The sequence below is a fragment of the Micromonospora sp. CNZ295 genome (assembly GCF_004217535.1).
In genome coordinates this window covers 876,291-903,019 of record NZ_SHKZ01000001.1, presented here as the reverse complement: position 1 = coordinate 903,019, position 26,729 = coordinate 876,291, and the positions used below count along the sequence as shown (strand labels likewise).

Below are 26,729 nucleotides of genomic sequence, written 5' to 3'. Positions count from 1 at the left end.
TGACGCTCCGACGTCGGATTGCGTACGTGCTGTTACTCCGAGGTAACTTCCCTCTTGTGACCGGGGTCCCAGCGGTGCACCATCATCGGCACACGTTCGTTACCCGCCGGTAACAGGTGGCGGGGTCCGGTCCGGGCCGTCCATCCCGTCGATCGGTCACCCGCGCCAACCACCCCGAGGAGGGCCCCGTGCAGGATCGCTTCGACAACCCGGGTCGTACCCGGTGGCGGCGCTTCGCCGCGCTCATGGTGCCGGCGACCGCTGTCGCCGGTGCGATCGTCTTCGGCATGTCCAACGGTGCGATCGCGGCGTCGTTCGCCGTCTCCGGCCAGACCTTCAAGGTGTCCGCGAGCGAGCTGCGCGGGACCGGCTTCGTCCAGTACGGCGGCATCGCCGAGGAGGAGAACGGCACGCGCCACCCGGTGGCCGTCTCCGGCATCCGGGACGCGAAGCTGTACGACCTGTGCCAGTCCGTGAAGGTGCCCGGTGCGCCCGTGGTCCTCACCATCAACGCCGGCGGGGGCGGCAAGCCGGCCACCGCCACCGAGCTGCTCATCGACATGGACTCGCTGGAGGGCGACGCCGAGTTCAAGAACATCAACATCGGCCAGGACGCGTCCACCCTCACCGGCGGGCCGAAGGGCGCCACCGGCGAGAAGAAGGCGTTCGGCCAGCAGTCCGACACGGTCGTCATCAAGAACCTGCGCCAGGTGGCGCGCTCCACCCACGCCGGCACCTTCAACCTGACCGGCCTCCGGCTGGCGGTCAACGTGGGCGCGGACGCCAAGGAATGTTTCTGACCTGACCATCGGGGCCCGCGGGCACGCTCCGCGGGCCTCCTCCCTGCCCCGCCGGCTCCGCCGGCAGATGCGACAACGTCCCCCATCCGGCAGGAGGCGTACGTGACAACCCCCGAACCGCAGCACGCCCGGCCCAGCCGTGTCCGCGAGACGTGGCGCGGCTTCCGCAGGTGGCGTCGGGCCCGCCCGTTCTGGGGTGGCCTGCTCACCGTGCTGGCCGGCCTGGAGATCTTCGGGACCACCCAGATGTCGCTCGGCGGGCTCAGCTTCCAGATGGGACCGACCGGCTTCCTCTCCTGGCTGATCCCCACGATCCTGGTGACCGGTGGCCTGCTGATCTGGTTCAGTCCGCAACAGCGGGCCTTCTACGCCGTCGTCGCGGCGGTCACCGCGCTCTACTCGCTGATCGGGGTCAACCTCGGCGGCTTCTTCATCGGGCTCCTGCTCGGCATGGTCGGCAGTGCCCTGGCCTTCGCCTGGGCACCGGACCCGCGTACCCCCGCGGCGCCCGCCACCGACCTGCCCGGCTCGGACGAGCCCACCCTGGAGTACGTGCCGCCGGCGCAGCCCGGCCCCGACGACCGGCCGCGGCTCACCCTCGTCGACGAGACGACCCCGGCGGACCCCCCGCTGCGGGCGGCCCAGCCGGCGCAGGCCGAGAACGGACCGCACCGGCCGGAGGGCGAGCCGCCGGCCCCGGGCCCACGCGACCCGCGGCTCCTGGCAGTGCTGCTCGGGCTGGTCGGGCTCTCCGCGGCGGCGGCGCTCGCCGCACCCGCGCCGGCGCGAGCGTCGGTGGGGTGGGCCGCGCCGGCCCCGGCGACGCCCACCGCCTGCCCGACCCGGCCGGCGCCCGCCGGGTCGCAGAGCCCGAGCCGGCCGCCGACGCCCCGGCCGACCGCGTCCCCCTCGGCCAGCCCGAGCCCGGACGCCGACGAGGACGACGGCAACATCATCACGGACATCCTGGGTGGCATCGCCGACCTGCTCGGTCTCGGCGGCGACGCCGAGCAAGCGCCGGCCGCCTCGCCGAGCGCGTCGCCGACGGCCACCGCCCGACCCACCCCGAGGGGGACGCCGAAGCCCCGACCGGCCGCGAGCGGCTGCCCGCGACCGACGCCCAGCGCCAGCGAGGTCGAGCCCGGCATGCCGCTGCCGCGCGTCGCCGCCGACTCGGGTCAGCCGCTGGTGAACGCGGTCCCGTCGAAGCTCACCGGCTCGAAGGTGACGATGACCGGGCTGCGGTTCGAGGGCATCGTCGACCTGCCGACCGCTGTCGGGACGCTCAAGGCGCTGAAGTTCAGCATGGCTCGGGCGGTCACCGACGACTTCCTGCTCCGCGTACCCGGCCCGGCGGGTCGGACCATGAGCTTCGCCACCGGCCAGCTGACCGTCCAGGGAGACGTCGACTTCTACGCGACCCGCTTCAGCGGCAAACTGCTCGGCATCAGGCTGACCCTGACGCCGGACCTGCCCTTCCCGGACGGCCTGCCGATCACGTCGCCGATCCCGATCTCCTTCACCGACCCGGAGATGGACCTGGCGTTCGTCACCAGCGACACGCTGACCGCGAAGCCGCGGCTGCGGCTGACCCTGGCCTGACCCCTCCACCACCAGCGGGTGCGGGGCCGGCAGTCCACCGGCCCCGCACCCGACGACCGTTGCGGCTAGAGCCGCGCCAGCGCCCGGCGCAGCGGGTCCAGCCCGAGCGCACCCAGGTCGAGTGCCTGCCGGTGGAACTCCTTCAGGTCGAAGTCGGCGCCCTTGCGGGCCATCGCGTCGGCCCGGGCCTGCAGCCAGATCCGCTCACCGACCTTGTAGGACGGCGCCTGGCCGGGCCAGCCCAGGTAGCGGTTCAGCTCGAAGCGCAGGTTCTCGTCCGGCACCCGGCAGTGCGCCCGCATGAACTCCCAGCCCAACTCCGGCGTCCAGCGCTCGCCGGGGTGGAAGCCGAACGGATTGTCCGCCGGGATCTCCAGCTCCAGGTGCATACCGATGTCGACGATCACCCGGGCGGCCCGGAACGCCTGACCGTCGAGCATGCCCAGCTTGTCGCCCGCGTCCTCCAGGTAGCCCAGCTCGTCCATCAGGCGCTCGGCGTACAGCGCCCAGCCCTCGCCGTGCCCGGAGACCCAGCAGAGCAGCCGCTGCCAGCGGTTGAGCGTCTCGGCGCGGACCGCCGTCTGGGCGACCTGCAGGTGGTGGCCCGGCACGCCCTCGTGGTAGACGGTGGTGACCTCGCGCCAGGTGGAGAAGTCGGTGATGCCCTGCGGCACCGCCCACCACATGCGGCCGGGCCGGGAGAAGTCCTCGCTCGGGCCGGTGTAGTAGATCGCGCCGTCGCTGGTCGGAGCGAGGCAGCACTCGATCCGGCGGACCTGCTCCGGGATGTCGAAGTGGGTGCCGTGCAGCTCGCTGATCGCCTTGTCGGCGAGCGCCTGCATCCAGTCGCGGAACGCCTCCTTGCCCTGGATGGTGCGGGCCGGGTCGGCGTCGAGCGCCGCCACCGCCTCGTCGATGCCGGCACCCGGCCCGACGATCCGCGCGGCCACCGCCCGCATGTCCGCCTCGAGCCGGGCCAGCTCCTCGAACCCCCAGGCGTACGTCTCGTCGAGGTCGACCCGGGCGCCGAGGAAGTACTGCGACGCCAGCTCGTAGCGCTCGCGGCCGGCGGCCTGCTTCTCGCCCCCGAGCGGGGCCAGCTCGGTACGCAGGAACTGGCCGAACTCGGCGGTCGCCGCGGTGGCGGCCGCGGCGCCCCGGCGCAGCTCGGCGCCGAGGGTGCCCTCCTCGGCCAGCCGCTCCACCAGGCCGTGGAAGAAGTTGTCGCCGGCCGGGTCCACCCAGATGTCGCACTGCTTGGCGACCTCAAGAAGCTGCCCCCGCGCGCTGACCTGGCCGGCCTCGGCCGCCGCGCGCAACGTGGTCTTGTAGTCCTCCAGGGCGCCGGCGAACCCGTTCAGGCGGGCGGCGATGTTGGCCCGGGCGTCCTCGCCCTCGGTGGGCATCAGGTCGAAGACGGACCGCAGGTCGTGCAGGCCGCTGGTGATGACACTGACCCCCCGGCCCACCTCGCCGGCCTCGTAGCGGGCGAGGTCCAGGCCGAGCCGTTCCTGCATGGCCTCCTTGGCCGTCCGCTCCGCCTCCGACTCCGGCTCGGTGACGTCGAGGTCGGCCAGGGCCCGTCGGGTCAGGTCGGCGCGCGCCGCGTACCCGTCCGGGGAGAGGTCGTCGAGCTGGTCGTCGTAGCCCGCGATCCCGACATAGGTGGCGCCGGTCGGGCTCAGCACGGCCCAGTCCGCCACGTACCGGTTGGCGATGTCGTCGATTCGTCCCACGCTGCGACCCTACGTGACCACCGGGCCTGGTTGTCGACACGGTTTGCGGTGTCGGGCGCGGCGGTTCGGGCGGTTCGCCGGGTACCGCGTCCGGGCCACCGTGACGGTCGACACGACGTCCGGAAAGCGCGGGACTTCCGTCGTACGTCTGCGGCAGAGTGTCACGAGTGAACGCCGACTTCACTCCTGACCGGGCAGCTCTTCGCAGCTGGCTGCCCGGGTTCGTCGCGCTGGCCGCGATCTGGGGCTCCAGCTTCCTGTTCATCAAGGTCGGGATCCGTGAGCTGCACCCGCTGCAGCTCACCCTCTACCGGGTCACGGCCGGCGCGGTGACGCTGCTGATCGTGCTCGCCCTGCTCCGCGACCGGCTGCCCCGCGAGCCCCGGGTCTGGGCCCACCTGTTCGTGATCGGGGGGCTCGGCGTGGCGTTGCCGTTCACCCTCTTCGGCTACGGCGAGCAGCGCGTCGAGTCGATGCTCGCGGGCATCTGGAACGCCACCACACCGCTGATCGTGCTGCCGATGGCGGTGCTGGTCTTCCGCACCGAGCGGCTGACCGTCCGCCGGGCCGTCGGGCTCGGTCTGGGCTTCGCCGGCGTGCTGATCGTGCTCGGGGTCTGGAAGGGCGTCGGCGGAGCCCACTTCACCGGCCAGCTGATGTGTTTCGGCGCGGCGGCCTGCTACGGCGTGGGCATCCCGTACCAGAAGAGGTTCGTGGCCGGCAGCTCGTACTCCGGGTTGTCGCTGTCCGCCGCGCAGGTGTTGATGGCGACGGCGCAGCTCGCGGTCGTCACCCCGCTCGTGGCCGGCCCGCCGCCGCTGCCCACCGCCCTCTCCGGCGAGGTTCTCGCCAGCGTGCTCGCGCTCGGCGCACTCGGCACCGGGGTGGCCTTCGTGATCAACATGCGCAACATCCGGGTGGTCGGCGCGAGCACGGCCTCCACGGTGACCTACCTGATCCCGGTGTTCGCGGTCGCGATCGGCGCGCTCGTGCTCGGTGAGCGGCTGACCTGGCACCAGCCGGTGGGCGCGCTGGTGGTGCTCCTCGGCGTCGCGGTCACCCAGGGCCTGCTCGGCCGCCGCCGCGCCACACCGATCCCCGCCGCCACGCCCGCCGTCCCCACCCCCGAGCCCGTCGTGCAAGCACGGGCTCATTGACGCCTCGGGTCGAGGAAGGGCCCATTGTCAGCGCCCGCGCCCGGGCCAGCGCCCGGGCCGGGTGGGGCGCGGCCGCCCGGAGGAGGGGCCGTGCTCAACCGGTGCGGCTGGTCGCCCACGCCAGCAGTCGCTCCGCCGGCCACGTGTTGACCACGCGGTCCGCCGGGACGCCGCAGCGCGCGGCGCGTTCGCAGCCGAAACGCTGCCAGTCGAGCTGACCGGGGGCGTGCGCGTCGGTGTTGATCGCGAAGCGGCAGCCGGCCTCCAGCGCCCGCCGGATCAGCCGCTTCGGCGGGTCCTGCCGCTCCGGCCGCGAGTTGATCTCGACCGCTACGCCCCGCTCCGCGCAGGCCGCGAAGACGGCGTCCGCGTCGAAGTCGCTCTCCTTCCGCGTACGCGGCCGGTGCGCCCGGTCGCCGGGCCCGGTCACCCCCACCGGGCGGGACGACACCATCCGCCCCGTGCAGTGGCCGAGGACGTCCAGGTGCGGGTTCGCGATCGCGGCGAGCATCCGGCGGGTCATCTTCCCGCGCTCGTCGTTGAGGCCGCTGTGCACCGAGCCGACCACCACGTCGAGGCGGGCGAGCAGTTCCTCGTCCTGGTCGAGCGAGCCGTCGGCCAGGATGTCGACCTCGATGCCGGTGAGGATCCGGAAGCCCTCCGGCAGCGCCTCGTTCAGCTTCGCCACGTAGTCCAGTTGGCGGCGCAACCGATCGGCGGTGAGGCCGCGGGCCACCTTCAGGCGCGGCGAGTGATCGGTCAGCACCAGGTACTCGTGGCCCAGCTCGACCGCCGCGAGCGCCATCTCCTCGATCGGAGAACCGCCGTCGGACCAGTCGGAGTGGGTGTGACAGTCGCCGCGCAGGGCCGTACGCAGGGCGGTCGCCTCCGCGTCCAGGTCGGACCCCTCGGTCGCGACCAGCCGGCGCAGGTAGACCGGTTCCTCGCCGGCCAGCGACTCGGCGACGCAGCGGGCCGTCACGTCGCCGACCCCGGACAGCTCGGTCAGCTTGCCGGCCCGGGCCCGCTCGGCGACCTCGGCCGACGGCAGTGCGGCCAGGGCGTTCGCGGCCGAGCGGAAGGCCCGGACCCGGTAGGTGGCCTCGTTGGCCCGCTCCAGCAGGAAGGCGATCCGGCGCAGGTCGGCGATCGGGTCCCGGGCGGTCATGCCTGCAACCTACGCGACGGCCCGGACCGTCGGCCGCGGAGACGAGCCGGCGGGCGGGTGCCGGCCGCGAAGGTTAGCGGGTGGCCGGCGCCTTCGGGCAGCCGTGCCGGCGGTGCCAGGCGGCCACCTCCGCCGCGGGCGACCGGTCCACGCCCCGTCGCCACGCGTCCAGGTACGGCGCCGGCCAGACCACGCCCCGCCGGATCCACCAGCCGTCCTGCCCGGGGCACGGGGGAGAGATGCCGAAGTGCAGGTGGCACACGTTGTTCGCGTTGCCGGTGCGGCCGACCGTGCCGAGCTGCTGGCCGGCCCGCACACGCACCCCCGGGTCGATGCCGGCGGCCACCTTCGTGAGGTGGGATCCGTAGTACCGCACGCCGTCGTCGCCCAGCACCGAGACCGACAGCCCACCGTTGTAGGGGCCGCGTGGACCACGCCGGTCGAACCGGTCCACCCGGCTCACCTCCAGGACCGTACCGTCGGTGACCGCCACGACCGGCTCACCGCAGTCGGCGAAGATGTCCGTGCCGGGGTAGGCCGAGTGGGTCGGGTGGTAGCCGACCTTGCGGGCGCGTACCGGAAAGACGTGCCGGCCCGCGCCGCGGGTCGGCGTGGCCGACGGGCCGCCGGCGGTCGGGCCGGTGGTCGACGCGGCCGGCTGGTCGGCGGTGGCCGGGCCGGCCGGCGTGCCGGCGTCCGCCCCGGGCCGGGTCGTCGCGCAGCCGCCGGCCAGCACCGACACGATCAGCAGCAGCACCGGGTACGCGGAGCGGCGACGGGTCGGCGGCAGGGGCATCCGGCCATCCTGGCAGACCAGTACCGTGAGGACGAGAGGCGTGTGGCTGGAGGGAGGCGACCGTGACCGACCCGTACGGCGGGTTCCGCCCGCGCAGCCCGTCGGGGCTCTTCCCGTCCGGTCCGCCCTCGCGTCCCACCTACCGTGAGCCGCATCCCGTCTCCGGTTCCGGGGTCGCGATCGGGGGTGCCGGCGCCGCCGCCTGGCTGCTGCTGTTCGGGCTGCTCGGCACGAGCGTCCGGACGTATGTCTGGTGGACGGTCCTCGCCGGCGGCCTCGCGTGGCTGGTCGCTCTCCTGCTGGTCCGGCACGGTGACCGGGGCGTCGGCACCGGGATCGCCATCGTCACCGGCGGCGGGTGGAGCATCGCCGCGGCGATCGTCGTGACCCGCTGGGCCGCCGGGGGCGACTGGCCGCTCTGGTGAGGGTTCCGGCCGGCGCGGGTCGCGCTGGGTCGTCGGTCGGCTGCGCAGCGAAGCCCGTCTTGACTTGCCGACGGGGCTGGCGCACCCTCGGCGTTATGGCCTGGACCACTCCGCGGCTCGACCCTGAGCGCAGCCGTCGCCGCCTGCAACTCCTCTCCGAGTTGGCGGGCGCGCGGGCGGTACGCCAACGGGAACGGCCGCAGCGCCTCCGCAGCGAACGGCTGCGGCAGCTCATCGCCACCCGGCGACGCGTCGCCGGATGACCCGACCTTCCCCAGGATTGGCCGGCCCTTCGGGGCGTTGACCGGTCGCCTGCCGACCCGACCGGCTAACGTGCACGCGTAACGGGTCGGTTGCGGCACCGAGGCGATTTGGGGGGACCGTGTCGTATTTCGCGGCGGCGGTGGTTCGCGACGAGAGCGGGTGGAGCGCCGCGGAGGTGAACCTGCGCGGGGCCACCGACGTCGACGAGGTCGCCGACCGGTTGCGTGACGTCGACCCGGATGCCGACCTGTCGCTGCTCTTCGTCGAGGCGGAGGACGCGTACCTGGTGATCCTGCGCCTCGACGAGGGTGCGGACCTGCGGGTGTTCGGCTCCGACTCGGCGTACGCGGAGGAGTCCCGCCTGGGCGCGCTGCTGGTGGGTGACCTCAAGACCTCGGTGACCGGGCTGGACGAGATCGAGGAGCCCCGCCCGGCCGGCGGCGACGAGGACGGCGAGCAGCCGGCCGTCGACCCCGAGGCGGACCCGGTGGGCGACGCGGACCTCCTCGCCGACCTGGGCGTTTCCGCGCCGAAGCTGCTCGCGCTCTGCACCCATGAGGGAATGCTGCCGGCCGACGTCACCGCGGAGCTGTGCGCGGTGCTGGGCTGCACCGACGAGGTCGAGGAACTGCGTGAGGTCTGAGCCGTCCGGATCCGGCGCGGCGCGCCCGCACGGCCCGGCCGGGGAGCCGCTCCTGCCGCACGGCGGTGAGCCGGTCGACGCGACCGACCCGGCGCTGGAGACCGTCCGGCCCGGACAGCCGACGCCCGGCCGGGCCGGCCGGGTCGGGCCCGGCGCGGACGAAGGGCTGGCCGACCCGGACGGCGCGGGTCGCCGGCAGCGCCACGAGCTGTGGATGCGCCGGGCGCTGGAGATCGCGGTGACCGGAGCGGCCAGTACGGGCGCCGCCCCGGACGACGTGCCGGTCGGCGCGGTGCTGTACGGCCCGGACGGCAGCGAGCTGGCCACCGGGCGCAACGAGCGGGAGCTGACCGGCGACCCGACCGCGCACGCCGAGGTGCTGGCGTTGCGCCGGGCCGCCGACCGGCTGGGCCGCTGGCGGCTCGACGGCTGCACCCTGGTGGTGACGCTCGAACCCTGCACGATGTGCGCCGGCGCGCTGGTGCTGGCCCGCGTCTCGACCGTCGTCTTCGGTGCCTGGGAACCCAAGACCGGCGCGGCCGGCTCGCTCTGGGACGTGCTGCGCGACCGCCGCCTCAACCACCGACCCGAGGTGTACGGCGGTGTCCTCGAAGCCGAGACCGGGGCGGTCCTGCGCGCCTTCTTCCGGTAGCCGGGCACACCTTCGTCCGGTAGCGGCGTCCCCGTTGGCGGGTGCGCTCAGCCCGCGGGGCGCAGCAGACCCGCCGCCACCGCGCGTGCCGTGTCCGTCCACGGTGCCGGGCGCATGGTGGCCGGGTCGAGCCGCACGATCGCCCGCCGGCCCTCGGCGTACACCGTCGTGCCGTCGACCGAACGGAACTGGAAGGCGTACTCGCCGCTGCTGGTGCCGAACCGGTCGAGCCAGAAGTGGACGGCGACCGGGCCGGTGCCGGTGACCGGCGCCCGGTAGGTGATGCTGAACTCGCGGACGGCGTGGAAGACGTCCGGGGCGATGTTCCCGGCCTGGAAGGCGACCCCCCGCTCGGCCCAGTACGCGGTGAGCGCGCGCTCCAGCAGCACCGCGTACCGGGCGTTGTGCAGGATCCCGAGGGCGTCGAGGTCGTCGAAGTGCACGGTGACGTGCTCGACGTGGCCGAAGTCGACGGCGGGCGGGTCGGCGAGGGCGTGGCTCATTTCGGGCCTTCCGGTAGCAGGGTCGGGTCCGGGCAGAGCGCCCGGAGCCGGGTCAGCACGGCGTGCCGCGCGTGCGCGTACGTGGTGTCGGGGTCGAGCAGCCGGGAGCGGACGGCCGCGGCGATCCCCAGCGCGTCGATCTCGTACGCCAGCCGGGCGACGTCGGTGCCGGCGGGGAGCTCACCGGCGTCGACCGCCTCGCCGACCAGCCGTTCCAGGAAGGCGGTCCAGCGGGCGAAGACTTCGGCGAGCCGGTCGCGGACCGGGCCCGGGCGGGCGTTGTACTCGAACTCGGTGCTGGCGAAGAAGCAGCCGCCGGGGAGCGTGCCGGCCGCGTAGAAGGCGATCCGGGCGTCGTGCAGGGCCCACAGCCGGCGTACGCCGGGGGGCGCCGCCAGGGCCGGTGCGACGATCAGCTCCTGCCACTGCTCGGCGGCCCGGTCGACGGTCGCGAGTTGAAGGGCCTCCTTCGACCGCCAGTGCGCGAAGAGGCCGGACTTGCTGACCCCCAGCGCGTCGGCGAGCTGCCCGAGGGAGAGGCCGTGCAGACCGGCCTCGGTGGCGAGCACCACCGCGGTGTCCAGCACGGCGGTGCGGGTGCGCTCGCCCCGGGCGAGGCGGCCGTCGACGGTCATGCGGGCAGCGTACTGAATAAGAACGACCGGTCGTATTCTTTGTGCCCGACGTCACCCCGGTGCTGTCTCGGCTTCCGCATCCCACCGGCACGGAAAGAGTGGCTGTTCGGCGCCGAACAGCCACTCTTTCCGCGTTCGAGGGTTCGCCCGGGGCGACGGGGTCAGGCGGTGATCGTGTCGAGGGCGATCTCCACCATCTGGCTGAACGTCTGCTCCCGCTCCTGCGACGTGGTCTTCTCGCCGGTGCGGATGTGGTCGCTGACGGTCAGGATGGTCAGCGCGCGCGCCTTGAACCGGGCGGCGATCGTGTAGAGCGCGGCCGACTCCATCTCGACCGCGAGGACGCCGTAGTCGGCGAGCGTGTCGTAGAGGTCCGGCCGGTCGGTGTAGAAGGCGTCCGCGGCCAGGATCGGTCCGACCCGCATGGTGATGCCGCGCCGCTCGGCCACCTCCACCGAGGTACGCAGCAGCCCGAAGTCGGCGACCGGGGCGTAGTCGATCAGGCCGTCGAACCGCATCCGGTTCATGTTCGAGTCGGTCGAGGAGCCGATGGCCGCCACCACGTCACGCAGCCGGAGGTCCTCGGTGAGCGCGCCGCAGGAGCCGACCCGGATCAGCGACTTCACGCCGTACTCGTTGACCAGCTCGTGCGCGTAGATCGAGGCGGACGGCATGCCCATGCCGGAGCCCTGGACGGACACGTCCACGCCGTTCCAGCGGCCGGTGAAGCCGAGCATCCCGCGAACCGTCGAGTAGCACTGCGCGCCCTCGAGGTACGTCTCCGCGATCCACTTGGCCCGCAGCGGGTCACCCGGCATCAGGACCCGCTCGGCGATCTCTCCCGGCTTCGCGCCGATGTGCGTACTCATGGCAAGGATCCTGCCAGGCCGTCCGGCGGCATACCGGTTCGGCGTCCGATCCCGCGGTCCTGTACCCTACTCGGCGGTGGCGTGTCCGAGCGGCCTAAGGAGCACGCCTCGAAAGCGTGTGAGGGTTCACGCCCTCCGAGGGTTCAAATCCCTCCGCCACCGCCAATCGACGAAGCGCCCGGGGATGTCCCCGGGCGCTTCGTCATCCTGTACTCCGGTTCTCCGGGCGACGCTGTCCGGGCCCGGGTGGCGAGCCGGCGGGCCTCAGCAGGGGGCGTGGCCCTCGTCGAAGGCCCGCTGCGCCCAGTCGGCGTAGCCGGCGATGATTTTGCGGACCGTCCGCCCGTCGTGCAGGAAGAGGTACGCCCGGTCGCCGTCGCGGGCGAGCAGCCCGTCGAACCGGTACGTCCCTTCTGGAGCGTCGAGTTCGCGGACCGACGGGTAGCGGGACCAGACCTCGGCGACCGGGGTGCCCGCCGTCACGCCCTCGGGGGTGCGGATGGCGTCGCCGACCCAGAGCAGCACCAGCCGGTCGTCGACGAAGATCGGGCTGACCGTTCCGTGCCCGGCCAGGGTCGGGCCGCAGGCGTCGACGTCCGTGCGGAGGATGCCGCGCCGGGTGAGTTCGTCCTCGGTGTCACCGAAGTCGACGTCGGCCAGCCCGTCGAGGTCGACCACGGCAGCGGCCGGTTCGCGGACGGCCGTCCGGTCCGGTGGAACAGCACCGCTGCCCGAGATCCAGGCAGCGGTCATCAGTGCGGCAATGAAGCCGAATTGTCGCAATTTCATCGAATCCCCCAGTCCACAACGGAACCGGGGGCGTCTGGTTGCTGGCCGTCGCCGGATTGTTGCTGCTCCCACTCCTCGGCGAGCTCGTCCCAGTAGTCGACGCTCAGCCCGCGCCGCCCGTGCGCCAGCCAGCCGGCGGTCTCCCGCTCGACGTGCAGACCCAGCTCGGCGAACGGGTCGATCCACCCACCGGGCTCGACGCCCAGCTCGACGAGGGCGGCGTTGATCGGCCACTGCCCGCGTGGCCGGTCGAGCGCCGAGTCGAACCGCGGTCCCCAGGAGCGCTCGCCGGCGAGCCACACGGCCGCCGCCTGGTGGCCGAGGCCACCGGCGAACTCCGCCTCCAGGTACGCCACCGGCCCCCGTCGCGACCAGCGGGCCAGCACCTCGGTCAGCGCCGGGGAGAGCACCAGCGCGAACGGGTGCTCGGGGTCGGGATCCGCGCCGGCGTAGTCCGGCGGTGCCCCGGTCAACTCCTCGACGATCTGCGGGGTCACCGGCAGCAGCGCGAAGTCCTGCCGCAGGGCGGCGAGGACGGCGTGGTCCAGGTCGCGGGTCTCCTCGCGGAGCAGCTCCGCGTCCGCGACGACCGCGCTGAGCTGGTAACTCACCGTGCCCTCCACAGGCTGTGGATGGAACATGTGTACGACGGGATGGTGGTCGCCCGCCCGGGTGGGCGGTGCCGGGTCCCGATCAACCACGCCTCCACGGCACGAGACCGCCGGCTTTGGAGTACACGGACCACCAGAGCAAGCAGGCCGCCGGCCAGTACGTCACCGCCGCCACGGCGGCATACCACGGACGGTAACCGTCAAGCAGGAGTCGGTGGCCGCGCTCCGCGGCCCAGTCGTAGACCATCCACGTCCAGGCGGCGTAGCCGGTGCAGAAGATCACGGACCAGCACACGCGCGCGGACGTGGTCGGGCCCCTGCTACGCCAGTGGGAGACCACACGACGGGCACCAGGACTCACGGCACCCATCATCGCCCGCCCCGGCAATGACGCTGACCCGGGGAACAGGCGGCGGCCCACCGCCAGAGCAGCCGGAACGGGGCAAATAGGGCGACAGCTGGGACGAGAGCGACCGTAGAGACGGCGGAAGGGCCGGTCCCTGACCGGGCCGGCCCTTCCGTTTGCGCTGCACAAGAGAGCGGAGGATACGAGATTCGAACTCGTGAGGGTGTTAACCCAACACGCTTTCCAAGCGTGCGCCCTAGGCCTCTAGGCGAATCCTCCGCCGAACAGGATACAGGCCCGGCAGGAATCGCCCACCCCACCACCCCCTGATGATCCACCGCCCGGTCGGGTAGGCTTGGCGTACCCCCCGTGCGGCGTGCATCTCGTGAACCTCCCCAGGGCCGGAAGGCAGCAAGGATAAGCGGGCTCTGACGGGTGCACGGGGGGCCTTTCTGTCGGTCGGCCGTGATCCACTCGGGATGCGGGACGTCGGGGTGTCCCGGCCCGCGGATGCCGCCGGATGCCGCAACCTCGATCACGGGACGGCGGCGAGTAGGTCCGGCGCGTAGGTACGGGGTGGTGGGTGGTCACCCACGCCCGACCGGCGCAGAATGGCTCGGTCGAGAGGAGGCGGGACGCCGTGGCACTGGCGCTCTACCGCAAGTACCGGCCGCGCACCTTCGCCGAGGTCATCGGGCAGGAGCACGTCACCGAGCCGCTGTCGCAGGCGCTGCGCAGCGGGCGGCTCAACCACGCGTACCTCTTCTCCGGCCCGCGCGGCTGCGGCAAGACCTCCAGCGCCCGCATCCTGGCCCGCTCGCTCAACTGCGAGCACGGCCCGACGCCCGAGCCCTGCGGCACGTGCGACTCCTGCCGGGCGCTCGCCACCGACGGCGCCGGCTCGATCGACGTCATCGAGATCGACGCGGCCAGTCACGGCGGCGTCGACGACGCTCGCGAACTGCGCGAGAAGGCGTTCTTCGCGCCGGCACAGAGCCGCTTCAAGATCTACGTCATCGACGAGGCGCACATGGTCTCGTCGGCCGGCTTCAACGCCCTGCTCAAGCTGGTCGAGGAGCCCCCGGAGTACGTCAAGTTCATCTTCGCCACCACCGAGCCGGAGAAGGTCCTCGGCACGATCAAGTCGCGGACCCACCACTACCCGTTCCGGCTGATCCCGCCGAAGGTGCTCCGGCCCTACCTGGAGCAGCTCTGCCAGGCCGAGGGCGTCCAGGTGGAGCCGGCGGTCTTCCCGCTGGTGGTGCGGGCCGGCGGCGGCAGCGCCCGGGACAGCCTCTCCGTACTCGACCAGCTCATCGCCGGCGCCGGCCCGGAGGGCGTGACCTACGCCCGGGCCGCCGCGCTGCTCGGCGTCACCGACTCGGCGCTGATCGACGAGATGTGCGACGCGCTCGCCGCCGGTGACGGTGCTGCCGCGTACGCCACCGTCGACCGGGTCGCCGAGGCCGGCCACGATCCGCGCCGCTTCGCCGCCGACCTGCTGGAGCGCCTGCGCGACCTGATCGTCCTGCAGCAGGTGCCGGACGCCGTGGCGAAGGGCCTGATCGACGGCCCGGACGACCAGATCGAGCGGATGACCGCCCAGGCCCAGCGGCTCGGGCCGGGCACGCTGTCCCGGTGCGCCGACATCGTGCACGACGGCCTCGTCGAGATGCGCGGCACCACGGCCCCCCGCCTGCTGCTGGAGCTGATCTGCGCCCGCATGCTGCTGCCCGGGGTCGACGACTCGACCGGCGGCCTCCTCCAGCGCCTCGAACGCATGGAGCGCCGGCTCACCCTCGCCGGCACCGACGCGCCGCCGGCCGCCGCCGGCTCCGCGCCGGTCGCCGACCCCTCGGCGGTACGCCCGGCGCCTCCCGCCGCGCCCGCGGCTGCCGCCGCGATCCCGACTGACTCCGCCGGCACGCCGGCGGCTGCCGGCGCCCCGTCCGGGGTGGCCGCCGCCCGCGCCGTCGCCGCGACCGCCGGTGCCCGCACCGCGGGTTCCCGCGCGAAGGACGCCCCGGCGCACTCGTCCGGCGCCGGTGCCGACGACCCACCCACCTCCGCCGCGCCCACCGGTGCGGGCACGGCTCCCCGCCCCGGCTCGCCCGACGTGCCCGGTGCGGGTGGCGACGTGCCCGGCCCGGGTGGCGCCACCGGTGCGGGTGACGATGTGCCCGGCGCGGATGGTCCGGGCGGTGGTCAGCGGACCGCCGGCGTACCCTTCTCGGGTGCCGGCCCGGCGGCCGCCGCTCCGGCCCGCCGCCCGGTCCCGCCGCCGGCGGTGATGCCCGATCCGGCGACACCGGCCCCGCCCCGCCCCGGCGCGGCGGCACCGGGCGCCCTGGACGCGGTCGCGGTACGCCGGGTCTGGCCGGAGATCGTCGGCATGGTCAACCGCACCAACAAGCGGATCGCGGCGCTGATGCGCGACGCGGTCGTCCGGGACCTGGACGGCGACACCCTCGTGCTGACGGTCAAGTCGTCCGTGCTGGCCCGGATGATGTCCGACCACGCCGCCGTGCTCACCGACGCGCTCTACGAGGAACTCGGCGGGCGCTGGCAGATCCGGTGCGAGGTGGCCGGCGAGCGGGGCGGGACCCCGCTCGGCGGCCAGTCCCGACCGGTCCCGCCGACACCGGCCCCTGCGGGTGCGCAGGGCGGCCGGGCGGGCGGGTCCGACGGCTCGCCGACCCGGGCCGGCGACCGCTCGGCCGGCGGTCGGGCTGACCGGGGTGGCCTCCCCACCGGCGAGCGGGCGGTCTCCGGGTCGGACGGCGGCGACGACGAGGACTGGCCCGAGCCGGCCCGCCCGGGTGGCGACGAAGACTGGCCGGAGCCCGCGCGCCCCGGTGGGGAGTCAGCGACCGGCCGGGTCCAGACAGTCGACGGCGGCTCCGGCGCTGCCCCGACGAGCGCCGCGGCCGGTGCTGTCGGTGCCGCGCCCGCCTCGATCGGCGCGGCGGCCGGTGCCGGACCTGCCTCGACCGGGACGGCTGGTGTGGGGCCCGCTTCGACGGGCGGAGCAGCCGCTGGTGCCGGGCCCGCTCCGGCGGGCCGAGCGGCGGGTGCCGGCGCCGCGTCCGTGGCGGCCGTCCGCCCGGCCCCGGCGGCGTCCGGAGCCGCGCCGACCGCCGTACCGAAACCGGCCGGACCGGCCGCGCCCGGCGGACCGCCGGCCGCGGCCGGCGGTCCGCCGGTGAGCAGCGCGATCGCCGCCGCCCGCGCGGCCGCCGCCGGCGCCGGCAAGGGTCAGCGCTCCGCCGCGCCCGCCCGGAGGACCGCCGACGCGGACTGGGCCGGCGAGCCGCCGTACGACCCGGACTACGACGGTCCGGTGCGGGGCGGTGCTCCGACGCCCGTCTACGAGGGGTTCGATCCTGGCGACGAGCCGCTGGACGAGGTGATCGACGAGCAGACGGCCCGTCAGTCCGGTGAGGAGCAGGCGATGCGGCTGCTCCGGGAGGCGCTCGGCGCCGAGAAGATCGACGAGGTCGACGCCCGTTAGCCGGTGGTGGTTCCGACTTCACGGGTTCGGGTAGCGGCGGTTGCCCGGCGCTGAAGCCGGGTGGCGCACGCGAAGCGCCGGGCGGGGCGGGGTCGGTCCCAAGGGCTAGGCTGGGCGGCGGTCGAGCAGACGAGTGCGAGAAGGAGCCATCCGTGCGCCCAGGTGGACAGCCGAACATGCAGCAGATGCTGAAGCAGGCGCAGAAGATGCAGCAGCAGATCGCCAAGGCGCAGGCCGAGCTGGCCGAGGCCGAGCTGACCGGCACCGCGGGCGGCGGCCTGGTCACCGCGACCGTCGCCGGCACGGGTGAGCTCAAGTCGATCAAGATCGACCCGAAGGCGGTCGACCCGGACGACGTCGAGACCCTGGAGGATCTGGTCGTCGCGGCGGTGCACAACGCGGCGGAGGCGGCCCGCGAGCTGACCGAGCAGAAGATGGGCCCGGTCGCGGGCGGCATGGGCGGCCTGGGCCTGCCCGGTTTCTGAGCCGTCCATGTACGAGGGCGCCATCCAGGACCTGATCGACGAGCTGGGCCGGCTGCCGGGTGTCGGCCCGAAGAGCGCCCAGCGGATCGCCTTCCACGTCCTGTCCGCGGACCCGGCCGACGTCAACCGGCTGGCCGGCGCGCTGCGCAAGGTCAAGGAACTGGTGCGCTTCTGCACCAGTTGCTACAACGTGGCCGAGGCCGAGCAGTGCCGGATCTGCCGCGATCCCCGCCGCACCGACGAGGTGCTCTGCGTGGTCGAGGAGCCGAAGGACGTCGTGGCCATCGAGCGCACCGGCGAGTTCCGTGGCCGTTACCACGTGCTCGGCGGCGCGATCAATCCGCTGGAGGGCATCGGGCCCGACAACCTGCGCATCCGGGAGTTGATGACCCGGCTGGGCGGGGGCGCGGTGCGCGAGCTGATCCTGGCCACCGACCCAAACACGGAGGGCGAGGCGACCGCGACGTACCTCGCGCTGATGGTCAAGCCGATGGGCATCGCGGTGACCCGCCTGGCCAGTGGCCTGCCGGTGGGTGGCGACCTGGAGTACGCGGACGAGATCACGCTCGGCCGTGCCTTCGAGGGACGTCGGGCGGTCTGACGCGGTTCCACGTACGTCGCTGACCTCGCACGATGGTCATGACACCTGGCGGCCGGAGGCGTCGGTTCGACGTAACAGTTTGGCATCGCGTATGCCGATCATTCGGCGCTGCCCGCTGTTCACCTTTGATTCGTCGGTCAGATCGCGGATAAGACACGATCCGATACCAACCGTCCATCCGGCTGTTTCCGCCTGGTCGGCGTGGGAGCTAAGGTTCCGGCCATCGGTGGCCCCGGTCACCGCGTTGTCCGTACCCCTAAGGACGAGGTGAAGCACCCATGCGTGCATCCAGGCCGAAGGTCGCTGTCGCGGCTGTCGCGGTCGCGGCCCTCGCGGTAGCCGGCTGCGCCGAGAGCGACCGCGATGATTCTTCCGGTGGTAGCAAGAAGGACACCCTCGTCTTCGGCGTAGCCGGAGATCCGAAGGTGCTCGACCCCAGCTTCGCCAGCGACGGTGAGTCGCTGCGCGTGGCGCGCCAGATCTTCGAGACGCTGGTCCGCCCGGAGGAGGGCGGCACCAAGGTGAGCCCCGGTCTCGCCGAGTCCTGGACCCCGGACGCGGCCGGCACCACCTGGACCTTCAAGCTCCGCTCGGGCGTCAAGTTCCACGACGGCACCGACTTCAACGCCGAGGCCGTCTGCGTCAACTTCAACCGCTGGTACAACGCCAAGGGCCTCATGCAGAGCCCGGACGTGACCGCGTACTGGCAGGACGTCATGGGCGGCTTCGCCCAGAACGAGGACGACACCCTCCCGGAGAGCCTCTTCAAGTCCTGCACCGCCAAGGACGCCACCACGGTCGACCTGACCTTCACCCGGGTGTCCAGCAAGATCCCGGCCGCCCTGATGCTGCCGTCGTTCTCCATCCACAGCCCGAAGGCGCTGGAGCAGTACGACGCCAGCAACGTCGGCGGCACCGCGGAGGACATCAAGTACCCGGAGTACGCCACCGGGCACCCGACCGGCACCGGTCCGTTCAAGTTCAAGACCTGGGACGTCGCCAACAAGACGCTCACCATCGAGCGCAACGACGACTACTGGGGCGACAAGGCCAAGCTGAAGACCCTCATCTTCAAGACGATCTCGGACGAGAACGCCCGCAAGCAGGCGCTGCGCTCCGGTGACATCCAGGGCTACGACCTGGTCGGCCCGGCCGACGTCGAGCCGCTGAAGAACGAGGGCTTCAACGTCCTGACCCGCCCGGCGTTCAACATCCTGTACCTGGCGATCAACCAGAACGGGAACCCGAAGCTGAAGGACCTCAAGGTCCGGCAGGCGATCGCGCACGCGCTCAACCGCCAGGCTCTGGTCGACTCGAAGCTGCCCCCGGGCGCCAAGGTCGCGGTGAACTTCTTCCCGGACACCGTCGAGGGCTGGAACGGCGACGTCACCAAGTACGAGTACGACGTCGAGAAGGCCAAGGCGCTCCTCAAGGAGGCCGGGGCCGAGAACCTGACCCTGCGGTTCCACTACCCGACCGAGGTCACCCGGCCGTACATGCCGAACCCGAAGGACCTGTTCGAGCTGCTCTCGGCGGACCTGCAGGCGGCCGGCATCAAGATCCAGGCGATCCCGCTGAAGTGGAGCCCGGACTACCTGAACGCCACCACCTCCGGTAACAAGCACGACATCCACTTCCTGGGGTGGACCGGCGACTACGGCGACGGCTACAACTTCATCGGCACCTTCTTCGACCGGCAGAAGGACGAGTGGGGCTTCAACAACCCCGCCCTCTTCGCCCAGTTCAAGGACGCCGACACCACGGCCGACATCGCGGCCCGGACCGAGAAGTACAAGGCCCTGAACAAGGCCATCATGGACTTCCTGCCGGGCGTGCCGATCTCGCACTCGCCGCCGGCGATCGTGTTCGGCAAGGACGTGACCGGCATCAAGGCCAGCCCGCTCACCGACGAGCGGTACGCCTCCGCCGAGTTCAAGTCCTGACCTGAGGCAAGGACCGCGGGCGGGCGCTGCTTCGGCAGCGTCCGCCCGCGCCCCTCCGCACACCCTTCGAGGCCACCGTGTTCCGGTTCATCGTCAGACGCCTGCTGCAGCTGATACCGACGCTGTTCGGGCTCTCCCTCCTGCTCTTCATCTGGCTCCGCCGGCTGCCCGGCGGTCCCGAGACGGCCATTCTCGGCGAACGCGGCACGCCCGAGATGCGCGCGGCGATCCGCCGCAACATGGGCCTCGACGAGCCGATCCTGGTGCAGTACGGCCGGTTCGTCCGGCGGCTGGTCAGCCTCGATCTCGGCACCTCGACCTCGACCAAGCGCTCGGTGGTCAGCGAGTTCCTGGAGCGCTTCCCCGGCACCGTCGAGCTGACGATCACCGCGCTGGTGATCGCGATCGGGGTCGGCATCCCGCTGGGCTACCTGGCCGCCCGCCGCCGTGGCCGGTGGCTGGACCACCTCTCGGTCGGTGGATCGCTGATCGGGATCTGCATCCCGGTCTTCTTCCTCGCGTACGTGCTCAAGGCGATCTTCTCGGAGAACCTCGGCTGGTTCCCGTCCAGCGGCCGCCAGGACCCGACCATCGACGCCACCCGTGTCACCAACTTCTTCGTCCTCGACGGCTTGATGACGCGGGAGTGGGACGCTGCCGCCGACGCCATCTGGCACCTGGTGCTACCGGGCGTCGCGCTGGCCAGCATCCCGCTCGCGATCATCGTCCGGATCACCCGAGCCAGCGTGCTCGAGGTGCTCAACGAGGACTTCGTGCGTACCGCCGAGGCCAAGGGCCTCACCGAGCGCACCGTCCGGACCCGGCACGTGCTGCGCAACTCGCTGCTCCCGGTGGTGACCTCGATCGGCCTGCTCACCGGCGGCCTGCTCTCCGGCGCGGTGCTGACCGAGACCGTCTTCGCCTTCACCGGCATCGGAGCGTTCATCTACGACGCGATCGGTCAGCGCGACTACCCGGTGCTGATGGGCTTCATCCTGATCATCGCGGTGGTGTACGTGCTGGTGAACCTCCTGGTCGACCTCTCCTACAGCTTGATCGACCCGAGGGTGAGGGTCCGATGACGATCACCGCCGGAAAGAAGAAGGAGAAGCTGGACCGGCTCGCCGAGCTGGCCAGCCGGGACGACGAGCGGGGCGTCAGCCTCTGGCAGGAGGCGTTCCGCCGCCTGCGCCGCAACCCGGCGGCGATCATCGGCGCGGTGATCCTGGCCATGTTCGTCCTGGTCGCGCTGATCGGGCCGTTCTTCGTCCCGTACGGGCCGACCGACGCGATGGGCATCCGCGAGGGCGTGGTGAAGTCGGGTCAGGGCATCATCCCTGGCTCCTCGGCGGACCACTGGTTCGGCTACGACCACCAGGGCCGGGACGTGTTCAGCCGGATGATCGTGGGTGCCCGCCAGACCCTGTTGGTCGGCGTCGTCGCCACCCTGATCGGTCTGGCCGTCGGCGCGGTGATCGGCGGCGTCGCCGGTGCCGCCGCCGGGCTCGGTGGACGGTGGGGCCGAGCGATCGACAACGCCCTCATGCGGGTCATCGACATGATGCTCGCCCTGCCCAGCCTGCTGCTCGCGGTGAGCATCGCGGCGCTGCTCGGCGCGAGCCTGACCACCGTGATGATCGCGGTCGGCGTGGTCTCGGTGCCGGTGTTCGCCCGGCTGCTGCGTGGTTCGATGATCGCCCAGTCGAACAGCGACTACGTGCTGGCCGCGACCTCGCTCGGGGTCCGGAAGCCGAAGATCGCGCTCACCCACGTGGTGCCGAACTCGCTCGCCCCGGTGATCGTGCAGGCCACGCTCACCCTGGCGACCGCGATCATCGAGGCCGCCGCGCTCTCGTTCCTCGGCCTCGGCAACCCCGACACGGCGGTGCCCGAGTGGGGCGTGATGCTCGCCGACGCGCAGCCGTATCTCGGCATCCGGCCCGCGCTGGCGATCTACCCGGCGGTGGGCATCATCATCACCGCGCTCGGCTTCACCCTGCTCGGTGAGGCGATGCGCGAGGCCCTCGACCCGAAGCTGCGGAAGTAGGTCTCATGGCACTGCTCGAAGTTGAAGACCTCTCCGTCACCTTCGCCCGGCGCGGGCAGCGTACGGTGCACGCGGTCGACGGCGTGTCGTTCTCGGTGGACGCCGGCGAGGTGGTCGGCCTGGTCGGCGAGTCCGGCTGCGGCAAGAGCGTCACCTCCCTGGCGATCATGGGCCTGCTCCCCAAGCAGCCCGGCACCCGGGTCGGTGGCAAGGCCGTCTTCGACGGCACCGATCTCCTCCAACTCGACGACCGCTCCCGGCGGGACATCCGCGGCCGTGACGTCGCGATGATCTTCCAGGACCCGCTCTCCTCGCTGAACCCGGTCATCCCGATCGGGTTGCAGGTCACCGAGGTGCTGACGCGGCACCGGGGGATGAAGGGCGACGCGGCGGAGAAGGAGGCGGCCCGGCTGCTCGACCGGGTCGGCATCCCGGACCCGAAGCGCCGCCTGAAGGAGTACCCGCACCAGCTCTCCGGCGGCATGCGGCAGCGCGCCCTGATCGCCATGGCGGTGGCGTGCCAGCCCCGGCTGCTGATCGCGGACGAGCCGACCACCGCGCTGGACGTCACCATCCAGGCGCAGATCCTGGAGCTGCTCAAGGAACTGGTCCGGGACTCCGGCACCGCCCTCGTGATGATCACGCACGACCTGGGCGTGGTGGCCGGCATGTGCGACACCATCAACGTGCTGTACGCGGGCCGGGTGGTCGAGACGGCACGGCGACGGCCGCTGTTCCGCGAGCCGCGGCACCCGTACACCGTGGGGTTGCTCGGCTCGGTGCCCCGCCTGGACGGCGGGCGCGGCGAGCGCCTGAACCCGATTCCCGGCTCGGTGCGCGACGTGCTGCCGTGGCCGGACGGCTGCGCGTTCGCCCCGCGCTGCGCCCGGCGGGTGGACGCCTGCGTCGGCGAGCCGCCGGCGATGGTGCTCACCCACGACGGCCGCAGCTACCGCTGTGTCAACCCGGCTCCGCTGCCCGGGATGACGCCGCCCGAGGAGATCCGGGGTGTCGTGCCGGCGGACGCCGAACCCGGCGCGGTGCCGGCGCAGGCCGTCCCGGACGACCCGCCGGTGGCGCCGGGCTTCGGCCCGGCCCCGAGCGAGGAGGAGAAGCCGTGAGCGAAACAACCGTCCCGGCCGGCGGCGCGGCGGCCCAGATGAGCACGGACGACGTCCTCGTCGAGGTCCGCGACCTGAAGGTGCACTTCCCGATCAAGCGGGGAGTGCTCTTCGACCGCACGATCGGCCACGTGAAGGCGGTCGACGGGGTCGACCTGCGGATCGCGCGCGGGAAGACGTACGGCCTGGTCGGCGAGTCCGGGTGCGGCAAGTCCACGCTCGGCCGGGCGCTGCTCCAGCTGACCCCGCCCACCGGCGGAGCGGTCGTCTTCGACGGCGTCGAGCTGACCCGGCTGCCGGCGGGCAGGCTGCGGTCGACGCGCCGCCGGATGCAGATGATCTTTCAGGACCCGATGTCCAGCCTGGATCCCCGGCAGAACGTCGAGTCGATCCTCACCGAGGGTCTCCAGACGCACGGCATCGGTGGTAACCGGGACGAGCGGCGGAAGATCATCGGGGAGACGCTCGACAAGGTGGGCCTGCCCCGCTGGGCGCTGTCCCGCTACCCGCACGAGTTCTCCGGCGGCCAGCGGCAGCGCATCGGCATCGCCCGGGCGCTGGTCCTCGGCCCCGACCTGATCGTGGCCGACGAGCCGGTGTCCGCGCTGGACGTGTCGATCCAGGCCCAGGTGGTCAACCTCCTCGACGAGCTACAGGAGAACCTCGGCCTCACCTATCTGGTGATCGCGCACGACCTGGCCGTCGTCCGGCACATCTCCGACACCGTCGGTGTGATGTACCTGGGCGCCCTCGTCGAGGAGGCGCCGAGCGAGCGGCTCTACACCGAACCGCTGCACCCGTACACCCGGGCGCTCATGTCGGCGGTGCCGGTGCCGGACCCGGACGTGGAGGACCGTCGGGAGCGCATCCTGCTCGCCGGTGACCTGCCCTCGCCGGCCAACCCGCCCGCGGGCTGCCGGTTCCACACCCGCTGTCCGTGGGCGCAGCCGACCCGCTGCGCCGACGAGCGGCCGGCGCTGCGCGACATCGGCGGCAGCCGGGTGGCCTGCCACTGGGCCGAGCGGATCGCCAGCGGGGAACTCCGGCCGCACAAGGTCGACGTGCAGATCACGCGCCCGCTGGACGAGGGCGAGGACCCGCACACGGTCTCGGCGCCGAGCGAGCCCGGCTCGTACGTCTAGTCGCCGTCGTGGCCCCGGGCCCCGGGCCAAGGTGTCGCTCGAGCCTCCTTTGCTCTGCTTCAACCCGCGCACAGGTTTCGCCACCATTTCGTTGCGCCCGTTGAAGCAGAGCAAAGGGAACCGAGCGGCAGGTAGGGGTCCGGTGCTGGCAACGGGGGCTGGCAACGCGAGCGTCCGGGCGCGGCAGGCCACCCGCCCGCGCCCGGGTCAGCCCTCCGGGCGGTTCAGCAGGGCGACGGCGATCGTGTGTACGGCGTCGAGGCCGGCCGGGTCGGCCAGCGCCACCCGCCCGCCGGTCACCGCGTACCACTCGTCCGCCTCGCGATACTGCACGCGCAGCGTGACCTGGCCGTCCGCGTACTCGGTGCGCAGCGTCAGCTCGCCGGTGACCACGCCGACCTCGTCGGTCATCACCCCGCCCGGCCCCGGGACGATGTCCGCCGTCCGGGACTGCGGTCGGGCGGCGGGGCTGCCGGCGTCGGCGCTCATCCCGGCGCCCGGCGTGCCGCCGGCGGTGGCGTCCGGGGTGTCCGCGCTCATGCCGGCGCCCGGTACGGCGGCTCCGGCCGCACCGTCCGCCGCCATGCCGGCCGTGGTCGGGGCGGGACCGCCGGTCGCCGCCGGGTCGTCGCCGGTCACGGCTTGCTCGCCCATCTGCAGCCCTCCAACATCTCGGCCAAGGCGGCCTTCTCGGCGCTGGTCACCGTGAGCCGCCAGTGATGCTTGACCGCGACCCAGCTCTCGGCGTAGTGGCACCAGTACGACCGGTTCGGCGGCCGCCACTGGGATGGATCCTGATCACCCTTTGCCCGGTTGGAGTTGCGTGAAACCGCGAAGAGCTGCGGCAGCTCCGTGTCGTTGGCGAAATCGCCCCGCTTCGCGTCGGTCCACTCGTCCGCGCCGGAACGCCAGGCGTTCGCGAGCGGCACCATGTGGTCGACGTCCACCTCGGACGGGTCGGTGAGGACGCGGCCGTCGTACACGCTCTCCCAGCGCCCGCCGACCACGTTGCAGCCGGAGAACTTGATGCCCTCCCCGTCGCGCTTCAGCACGGTGTCCCGGACGTCGCAGTTCTTGCCGGTCGACCGCCAGTGCGGGAACCGGTCGCGGCTGTAGCCCCGCATCGACCCGGCCTTGGCCACCGTCAGCTCGGCCAGCTTCTCCACGGCGGTACCGCCGTCGCTGGTCGGCGTCGCCTCCGGCTCCGGAACCGGGACGCAGCCGGCCACGCCGAGCGCCACCGCCGCCGCGAGCGCCACCGCGGCGAGCGGTCCTGATCTGGTACGCACAGACGACACCTCTCCAGCTTGCGGGCTCCCGGCGATCCCGCACAGTACCCCGGTACGGTTTCGGCGTTTCGTGGCGTCTCCCACATGGTGCAGGGCAGATTGGGGCGATGACGCCACCCGCCCTCCGGCTCGGCACCCCCGCGGGCCGCGGCACGCTGCTCGCCGCGGTCCTCGCCTCCGGCATGGTCTTCCTCGACACGACCGTCGTCAACGTGGCGCTGCCCCGCCTCGGTGCCGACCTCGGCGCCACCGTGGCCGGTCTCCAGTGGACCGTCAACGGGTACCTGCTGATGCTCGCCGCGTTCGTCCTGCTCGGCGGCGCGCTCGGTGACCGGTTCGGTCGACGGCGGGTGTTCCTGCTCGGGGTGGTGTGGTTCACCGCGGCGTCGCTGCTCTGCGGGCTGGCCCAGGACACCGGGCAACTGGTCGCGGCCCGGTTCCTCCAGGGCGCCGGGGCGGCCCTGCTGACCCCGGGCTCGCTCTCCGTCCTCCAGGCCAGCTTCCACCCGGACGACCGGGGGAAGGCCATCGGTGCCTGGTCCGGGCTCTCCGGCGTGTCGACCGCGCTCGGTCCGTTCGTCGGCGGCTGGCTGATCGACGCCCTCTCCTGGCGGTGGATCTTCTTCCTGAACGTGCCCCTGGCGGTGCTGGTGACGCTGGCCGCGCTGCGTTGGGTACCGGAGAGCCGGGACGAGGACGTCTCGCGTACCGAGGGTCCGGGCCGCCACCGTCGCCGGTTCGACGTTCTGGGCGGGCTGCTCGGGGCGCTCGCCCTGGCCGGTGTCACGTACGCCCTGATCGACGCGCCGGCCCGCGGCTTCGCTTCCCTCCCGGTGCTGCTGGCCGCCCTGGCCGGGGTGCTCGGCACGGTGGTCTTCGTGCTGGTCGAGCGGCGCCGGGGAGACACCGCCATGCTGCCCACCGGGCTCTTCACCAGCCGGCTCTTCTCGGTGCTGAACGTCTTCACCGTGGTGGTCTACGCGGCGCTCGGCGGCTTCACCTTCTTCCTCTCGGTCTACCTCCAGAACGCGGCCGGCTGGTCCGCGTTCCGCACCGGGCTCGCGCTGCTGCCGATGACCGTCCTGCTGCTGGTCGGGTCACCGCGAGCCGGTGACCTGGCGGCCCGGATCGGGCCGCGGCTGCCGCTGACCGTCGGCCCGGTGGTCGCCGCCGCCGGGCTGTTGCTGCTGCGCGGGGTGGGGCCCGACGCGTCGTACTGGCGGGACGTCGTGCCGGGGGTGACGCTGTTCGGGGTCGGGCTGACCCTGGTGGTGGCGCCGCTGACCGCGTCGGTGCTGGCCGCCGTCGAGGACCGCTTCGCCGGGGTGGCGAGCGGCTTCAACAACGCCGCGTCGCGGGCCGGCGGCCTGTTCGCGGTGGCCGCGCTGCCGCTGCTGGTCGGCCTGTCCGGCACCGGCTACCAGCAGGCGGACGAGCTGACCGCCGCCTACCGCGGCGCGCTGCTCTGGTGCGCCGGGCTGCTGCTGGCGGGCGCGGCGCTGGCCGCCGTGCTGATCCACCGGCCGGCCCGACCGGAGGGGCGTTGAGAAGGCCCTTTCACGTCGCCGGGCGTTGTGAAAGGGCCTTCCCCACC

General features: G+C 72.9%; 26 protein-coding genes, 2 tRNA genes and 1 other RNA gene. 18 read left to right on the top strand and 11 right to left on the bottom strand.

The window, feature by feature from the left end; all coding sequences use genetic code 11:
• The first annotated feature begins 188 nt into the window (after positions 1-188).
• Complete coding sequence (locus tag EV376_RS04240; RefSeq protein ID WP_130320845.1) at positions 189-800, top strand: DUF6230 family protein; 612 nt, start codon at positions 189-191, stop codon at positions 798-800.
• 102 nt (positions 801-902) lie between these two features.
• Complete coding sequence (locus EV376_RS04235; protein WP_130320844.1) at positions 903-2,402, top strand: DUF6114 domain-containing protein; 1,500 nt, start codon at positions 903-905, stop codon at positions 2,400-2,402.
• Between the two features lie 65 nt (positions 2,403-2,467).
• Here the strand turns inward: EV376_RS04235 and EV376_RS04230 are convergent, their stop codons facing one another.
• The gene (locus tag EV376_RS04230; RefSeq protein ID WP_130320843.1) at positions 2,468-4,138 is read right to left on the bottom strand and encodes a DUF885 domain-containing protein; all 1,671 of its coding nucleotides are present in this window, start codon (positions 4,136-4,138) and stop codon (positions 2,468-2,470) included.
• Positions 4,139-4,305: 167 nt separating this feature from the next.
• Here EV376_RS04230 and EV376_RS04225 point away from each other — a divergent pair, with 167 nt between their 5' ends.
• The gene (locus tag EV376_RS04225) at positions 4,306-5,295 is read left to right on the top strand and encodes a DMT family transporter (RefSeq protein WP_130320842.1); all 990 of its coding nucleotides are present in this window, start codon (positions 4,306-4,308) and stop codon (positions 5,293-5,295) included.
• Between the two features lie 94 nt (positions 5,296-5,389).
• Here EV376_RS04225 and EV376_RS04220 read toward each other — a convergent pair whose 3' ends face one another.
• On the bottom strand, positions 5,390-6,463 hold the full coding sequence (locus EV376_RS04220; RefSeq protein WP_130320841.1) for a PHP domain-containing protein: 1,074 nt from the start codon (positions 6,461-6,463) through the stop codon (positions 5,390-5,392).
• Between the two features lie 73 nt (positions 6,464-6,536).
• Positions 6,537-7,259 carry a M23 family metallopeptidase gene (locus tag EV376_RS04215; RefSeq protein WP_130320840.1) on the bottom strand — a complete coding sequence of 241 codons (723 nt, stop codon included), beginning with the start codon at positions 7,257-7,259 and terminating at the stop codon, positions 6,537-6,539.
• Between the two features lie 62 nt (positions 7,260-7,321).
• Here EV376_RS04215 and EV376_RS04210 point away from each other — a divergent pair, with 62 nt between their 5' ends.
• From EV376_RS04210 to EV376_RS04200, 4 genes are all read left to right on the top strand, one after another.
• Positions 7,322-7,684, top strand: coding sequence for a hypothetical protein (locus EV376_RS04210; RefSeq protein ID WP_130320839.1), 363 nt, complete (start codon positions 7,322-7,324; stop codon positions 7,682-7,684).
• Positions 7,685-7,779: 95 nt separating this feature from the next.
• On the top strand, positions 7,780-7,947 hold the full coding sequence (locus tag EV376_RS30060; RefSeq protein WP_165437948.1) for a hypothetical protein: 168 nt from the start codon (positions 7,780-7,782) through the stop codon (positions 7,945-7,947).
• Between the two features lie 119 nt (positions 7,948-8,066).
• Entirely contained in the window at positions 8,067-8,591 is a 525-nt protein-coding gene (locus tag EV376_RS04205) for a tRNA adenosine deaminase-associated protein (RefSeq protein WP_130320838.1), read from the top strand.
• A 214-nt stretch (positions 8,592-8,805) separates the two neighbouring features.
• Positions 8,806-9,243, top strand: a complete 438-nt coding sequence (locus EV376_RS04200) for a nucleoside deaminase (RefSeq protein ID WP_207228504.1) — start codon at positions 8,806-8,808, stop codon at positions 9,241-9,243.
• Positions 9,244-9,290: 47 nt separating this feature from the next.
• On the opposite strand, the gene EV376_RS04195 is transcribed toward EV376_RS04200, so the two are convergent.
• From EV376_RS04195 to deoD, 3 genes are all read right to left on the bottom strand, one after another.
• Positions 9,291-9,746 carry an acyl-CoA thioesterase gene (locus EV376_RS04195; protein ID WP_130320837.1) on the bottom strand — a complete coding sequence of 152 codons (456 nt, stop codon included), beginning with the start codon at positions 9,744-9,746 and terminating at the stop codon, positions 9,291-9,293.
• Entirely contained in the window at positions 9,743-10,381 is a 639-nt protein-coding gene (locus tag EV376_RS04190) for a TetR/AcrR family transcriptional regulator (protein WP_130320836.1), read from the bottom strand. Before EV376_RS04190 ends, EV376_RS04195 begins: the two co-directional genes overlap by 4 nt.
• 161 nt (positions 10,382-10,542) lie before the next feature.
• Positions 10,543-11,250: a purine-nucleoside phosphorylase gene (deoD, locus tag EV376_RS04185; RefSeq protein ID WP_130320835.1), complete on the bottom strand. Its 708-nt coding sequence runs from the start codon at positions 11,248-11,250 to the stop codon at positions 10,543-10,545.
• A gap of 75 nt (positions 11,251-11,325) precedes the next feature.
• On the opposite strand from deoD, the gene EV376_RS04180 reads away from it, so the two are divergent.
• Positions 11,326-11,415: transfer RNA gene (locus EV376_RS04180), tRNA-Ser, on the top strand.
• 99 nt (positions 11,416-11,514) lie between these two features.
• Here the strand turns inward: EV376_RS04180 and EV376_RS04175 are convergent.
• From EV376_RS04175 to EV376_RS04165, 3 genes are all read right to left on the bottom strand, one after another.
• Complete coding sequence (locus EV376_RS04175) at positions 11,515-12,003, bottom strand: hypothetical protein (protein WP_130320834.1); 489 nt, start codon at positions 12,001-12,003, stop codon at positions 11,515-11,517.
• Positions 12,004-12,035: 32 nt separating this feature from the next.
• A complete protein-coding gene (locus EV376_RS04170) occupies positions 12,036-12,650 on the bottom strand; it encodes a hypothetical protein (protein WP_130320833.1) in 615 nt (204 codons plus the stop codon).
• A 540-nt stretch (positions 12,651-13,190) separates the two neighbouring features.
• Positions 13,191-13,275: transfer RNA gene (locus EV376_RS04165), tRNA-Ser, on the bottom strand.
• Positions 13,276-13,357: 82 nt separating this feature from the next.
• On the opposite strand from EV376_RS04165, the gene ffs reads away from it, so the two are divergent.
• From ffs to EV376_RS04120, 9 genes are all read left to right on the top strand, one after another.
• Positions 13,358-13,448, top strand: an RNA gene (ffs, locus tag EV376_RS04160) — signal recognition particle sRNA small type.
• A 188-nt stretch (positions 13,449-13,636) separates the two neighbouring features.
• Positions 13,637-16,507, top strand: coding sequence for a DNA polymerase III subunit gamma and tau (locus EV376_RS04155; RefSeq protein ID WP_130320832.1), 2,871 nt, complete (start codon positions 13,637-13,639; stop codon positions 16,505-16,507).
• 176 nt (positions 16,508-16,683) lie between these two features.
• A complete protein-coding gene (locus tag EV376_RS04150; RefSeq protein ID WP_486482859.1) occupies positions 16,684-16,992 on the top strand; it encodes a YbaB/EbfC family nucleoid-associated protein in 309 nt (102 codons plus the stop codon).
• A gap of 7 nt (positions 16,993-16,999) precedes the next feature.
• On the top strand, positions 17,000-17,593 hold the full coding sequence (gene recR, locus EV376_RS04145; protein WP_130320830.1) for a recombination mediator RecR: 594 nt from the start codon (positions 17,000-17,002) through the stop codon (positions 17,591-17,593).
• Positions 17,594-17,871: 278 nt separating this feature from the next.
• Positions 17,872-19,536 (top strand): ABC transporter substrate-binding protein, encoded by a 1,665-nt coding sequence (locus EV376_RS04140; RefSeq protein WP_130320829.1) that lies wholly within the window; start codon positions 17,872-17,874, stop codon positions 19,534-19,536.
• A gap of 77 nt (positions 19,537-19,613) precedes the next feature.
• Positions 19,614-20,618 carry an ABC transporter permease gene (locus EV376_RS04135; protein ID WP_130320828.1) on the top strand — a complete coding sequence of 335 codons (1,005 nt, stop codon included), beginning with the start codon at positions 19,614-19,616 and terminating at the stop codon, positions 20,616-20,618.
• Positions 20,615-21,583: an ABC transporter permease gene (locus EV376_RS04130; protein ID WP_130320827.1), complete on the top strand. Its 969-nt coding sequence runs from the start codon at positions 20,615-20,617 to the stop codon at positions 21,581-21,583. The genes EV376_RS04135 and EV376_RS04130 overlap by 4 nt, the downstream gene beginning before the upstream one ends.
• A 5-nt stretch (positions 21,584-21,588) precedes the next feature.
• Positions 21,589-22,704 carry an ABC transporter ATP-binding protein gene (locus EV376_RS04125; RefSeq protein ID WP_130320826.1) on the top strand — a complete coding sequence of 372 codons (1,116 nt, stop codon included), beginning with the start codon at positions 21,589-21,591 and terminating at the stop codon, positions 22,702-22,704.
• 38 nt (positions 22,705-22,742) lie between these two features.
• The gene (locus tag EV376_RS04120; protein ID WP_130328512.1) at positions 22,743-23,846 is read left to right on the top strand and encodes an oligopeptide/dipeptide ABC transporter ATP-binding protein; all 1,104 of its coding nucleotides are present in this window, start codon (positions 22,743-22,745) and stop codon (positions 23,844-23,846) included.
• 207 nt (positions 23,847-24,053) lie between these two features.
• Here EV376_RS04120 and EV376_RS04115 read toward each other — a convergent pair whose 3' ends face one another.
• Complete coding sequence (locus tag EV376_RS04115; protein WP_130320825.1) at positions 24,054-24,500, bottom strand: hypothetical protein; 447 nt, start codon at positions 24,498-24,500, stop codon at positions 24,054-24,056.
• Positions 24,482-25,144, bottom strand: coding sequence for an HNH endonuclease family protein (locus EV376_RS04110; RefSeq protein ID WP_130320824.1), 663 nt, complete (start codon positions 25,142-25,144; stop codon positions 24,482-24,484). Before EV376_RS04110 ends, EV376_RS04115 begins: the two co-directional genes overlap by 19 nt.
• Before the next feature lie 98 nt (positions 25,145-25,242).
• On the opposite strand from EV376_RS04110, the gene EV376_RS04105 reads away from it, so the two are divergent.
• Positions 25,243-26,682, top strand: a complete 1,440-nt coding sequence (locus EV376_RS04105; RefSeq protein ID WP_130320823.1) for an MFS transporter — start codon at positions 25,243-25,245, stop codon at positions 26,680-26,682.
• Positions 26,683-26,729 lie beyond the last annotated feature (47 nt).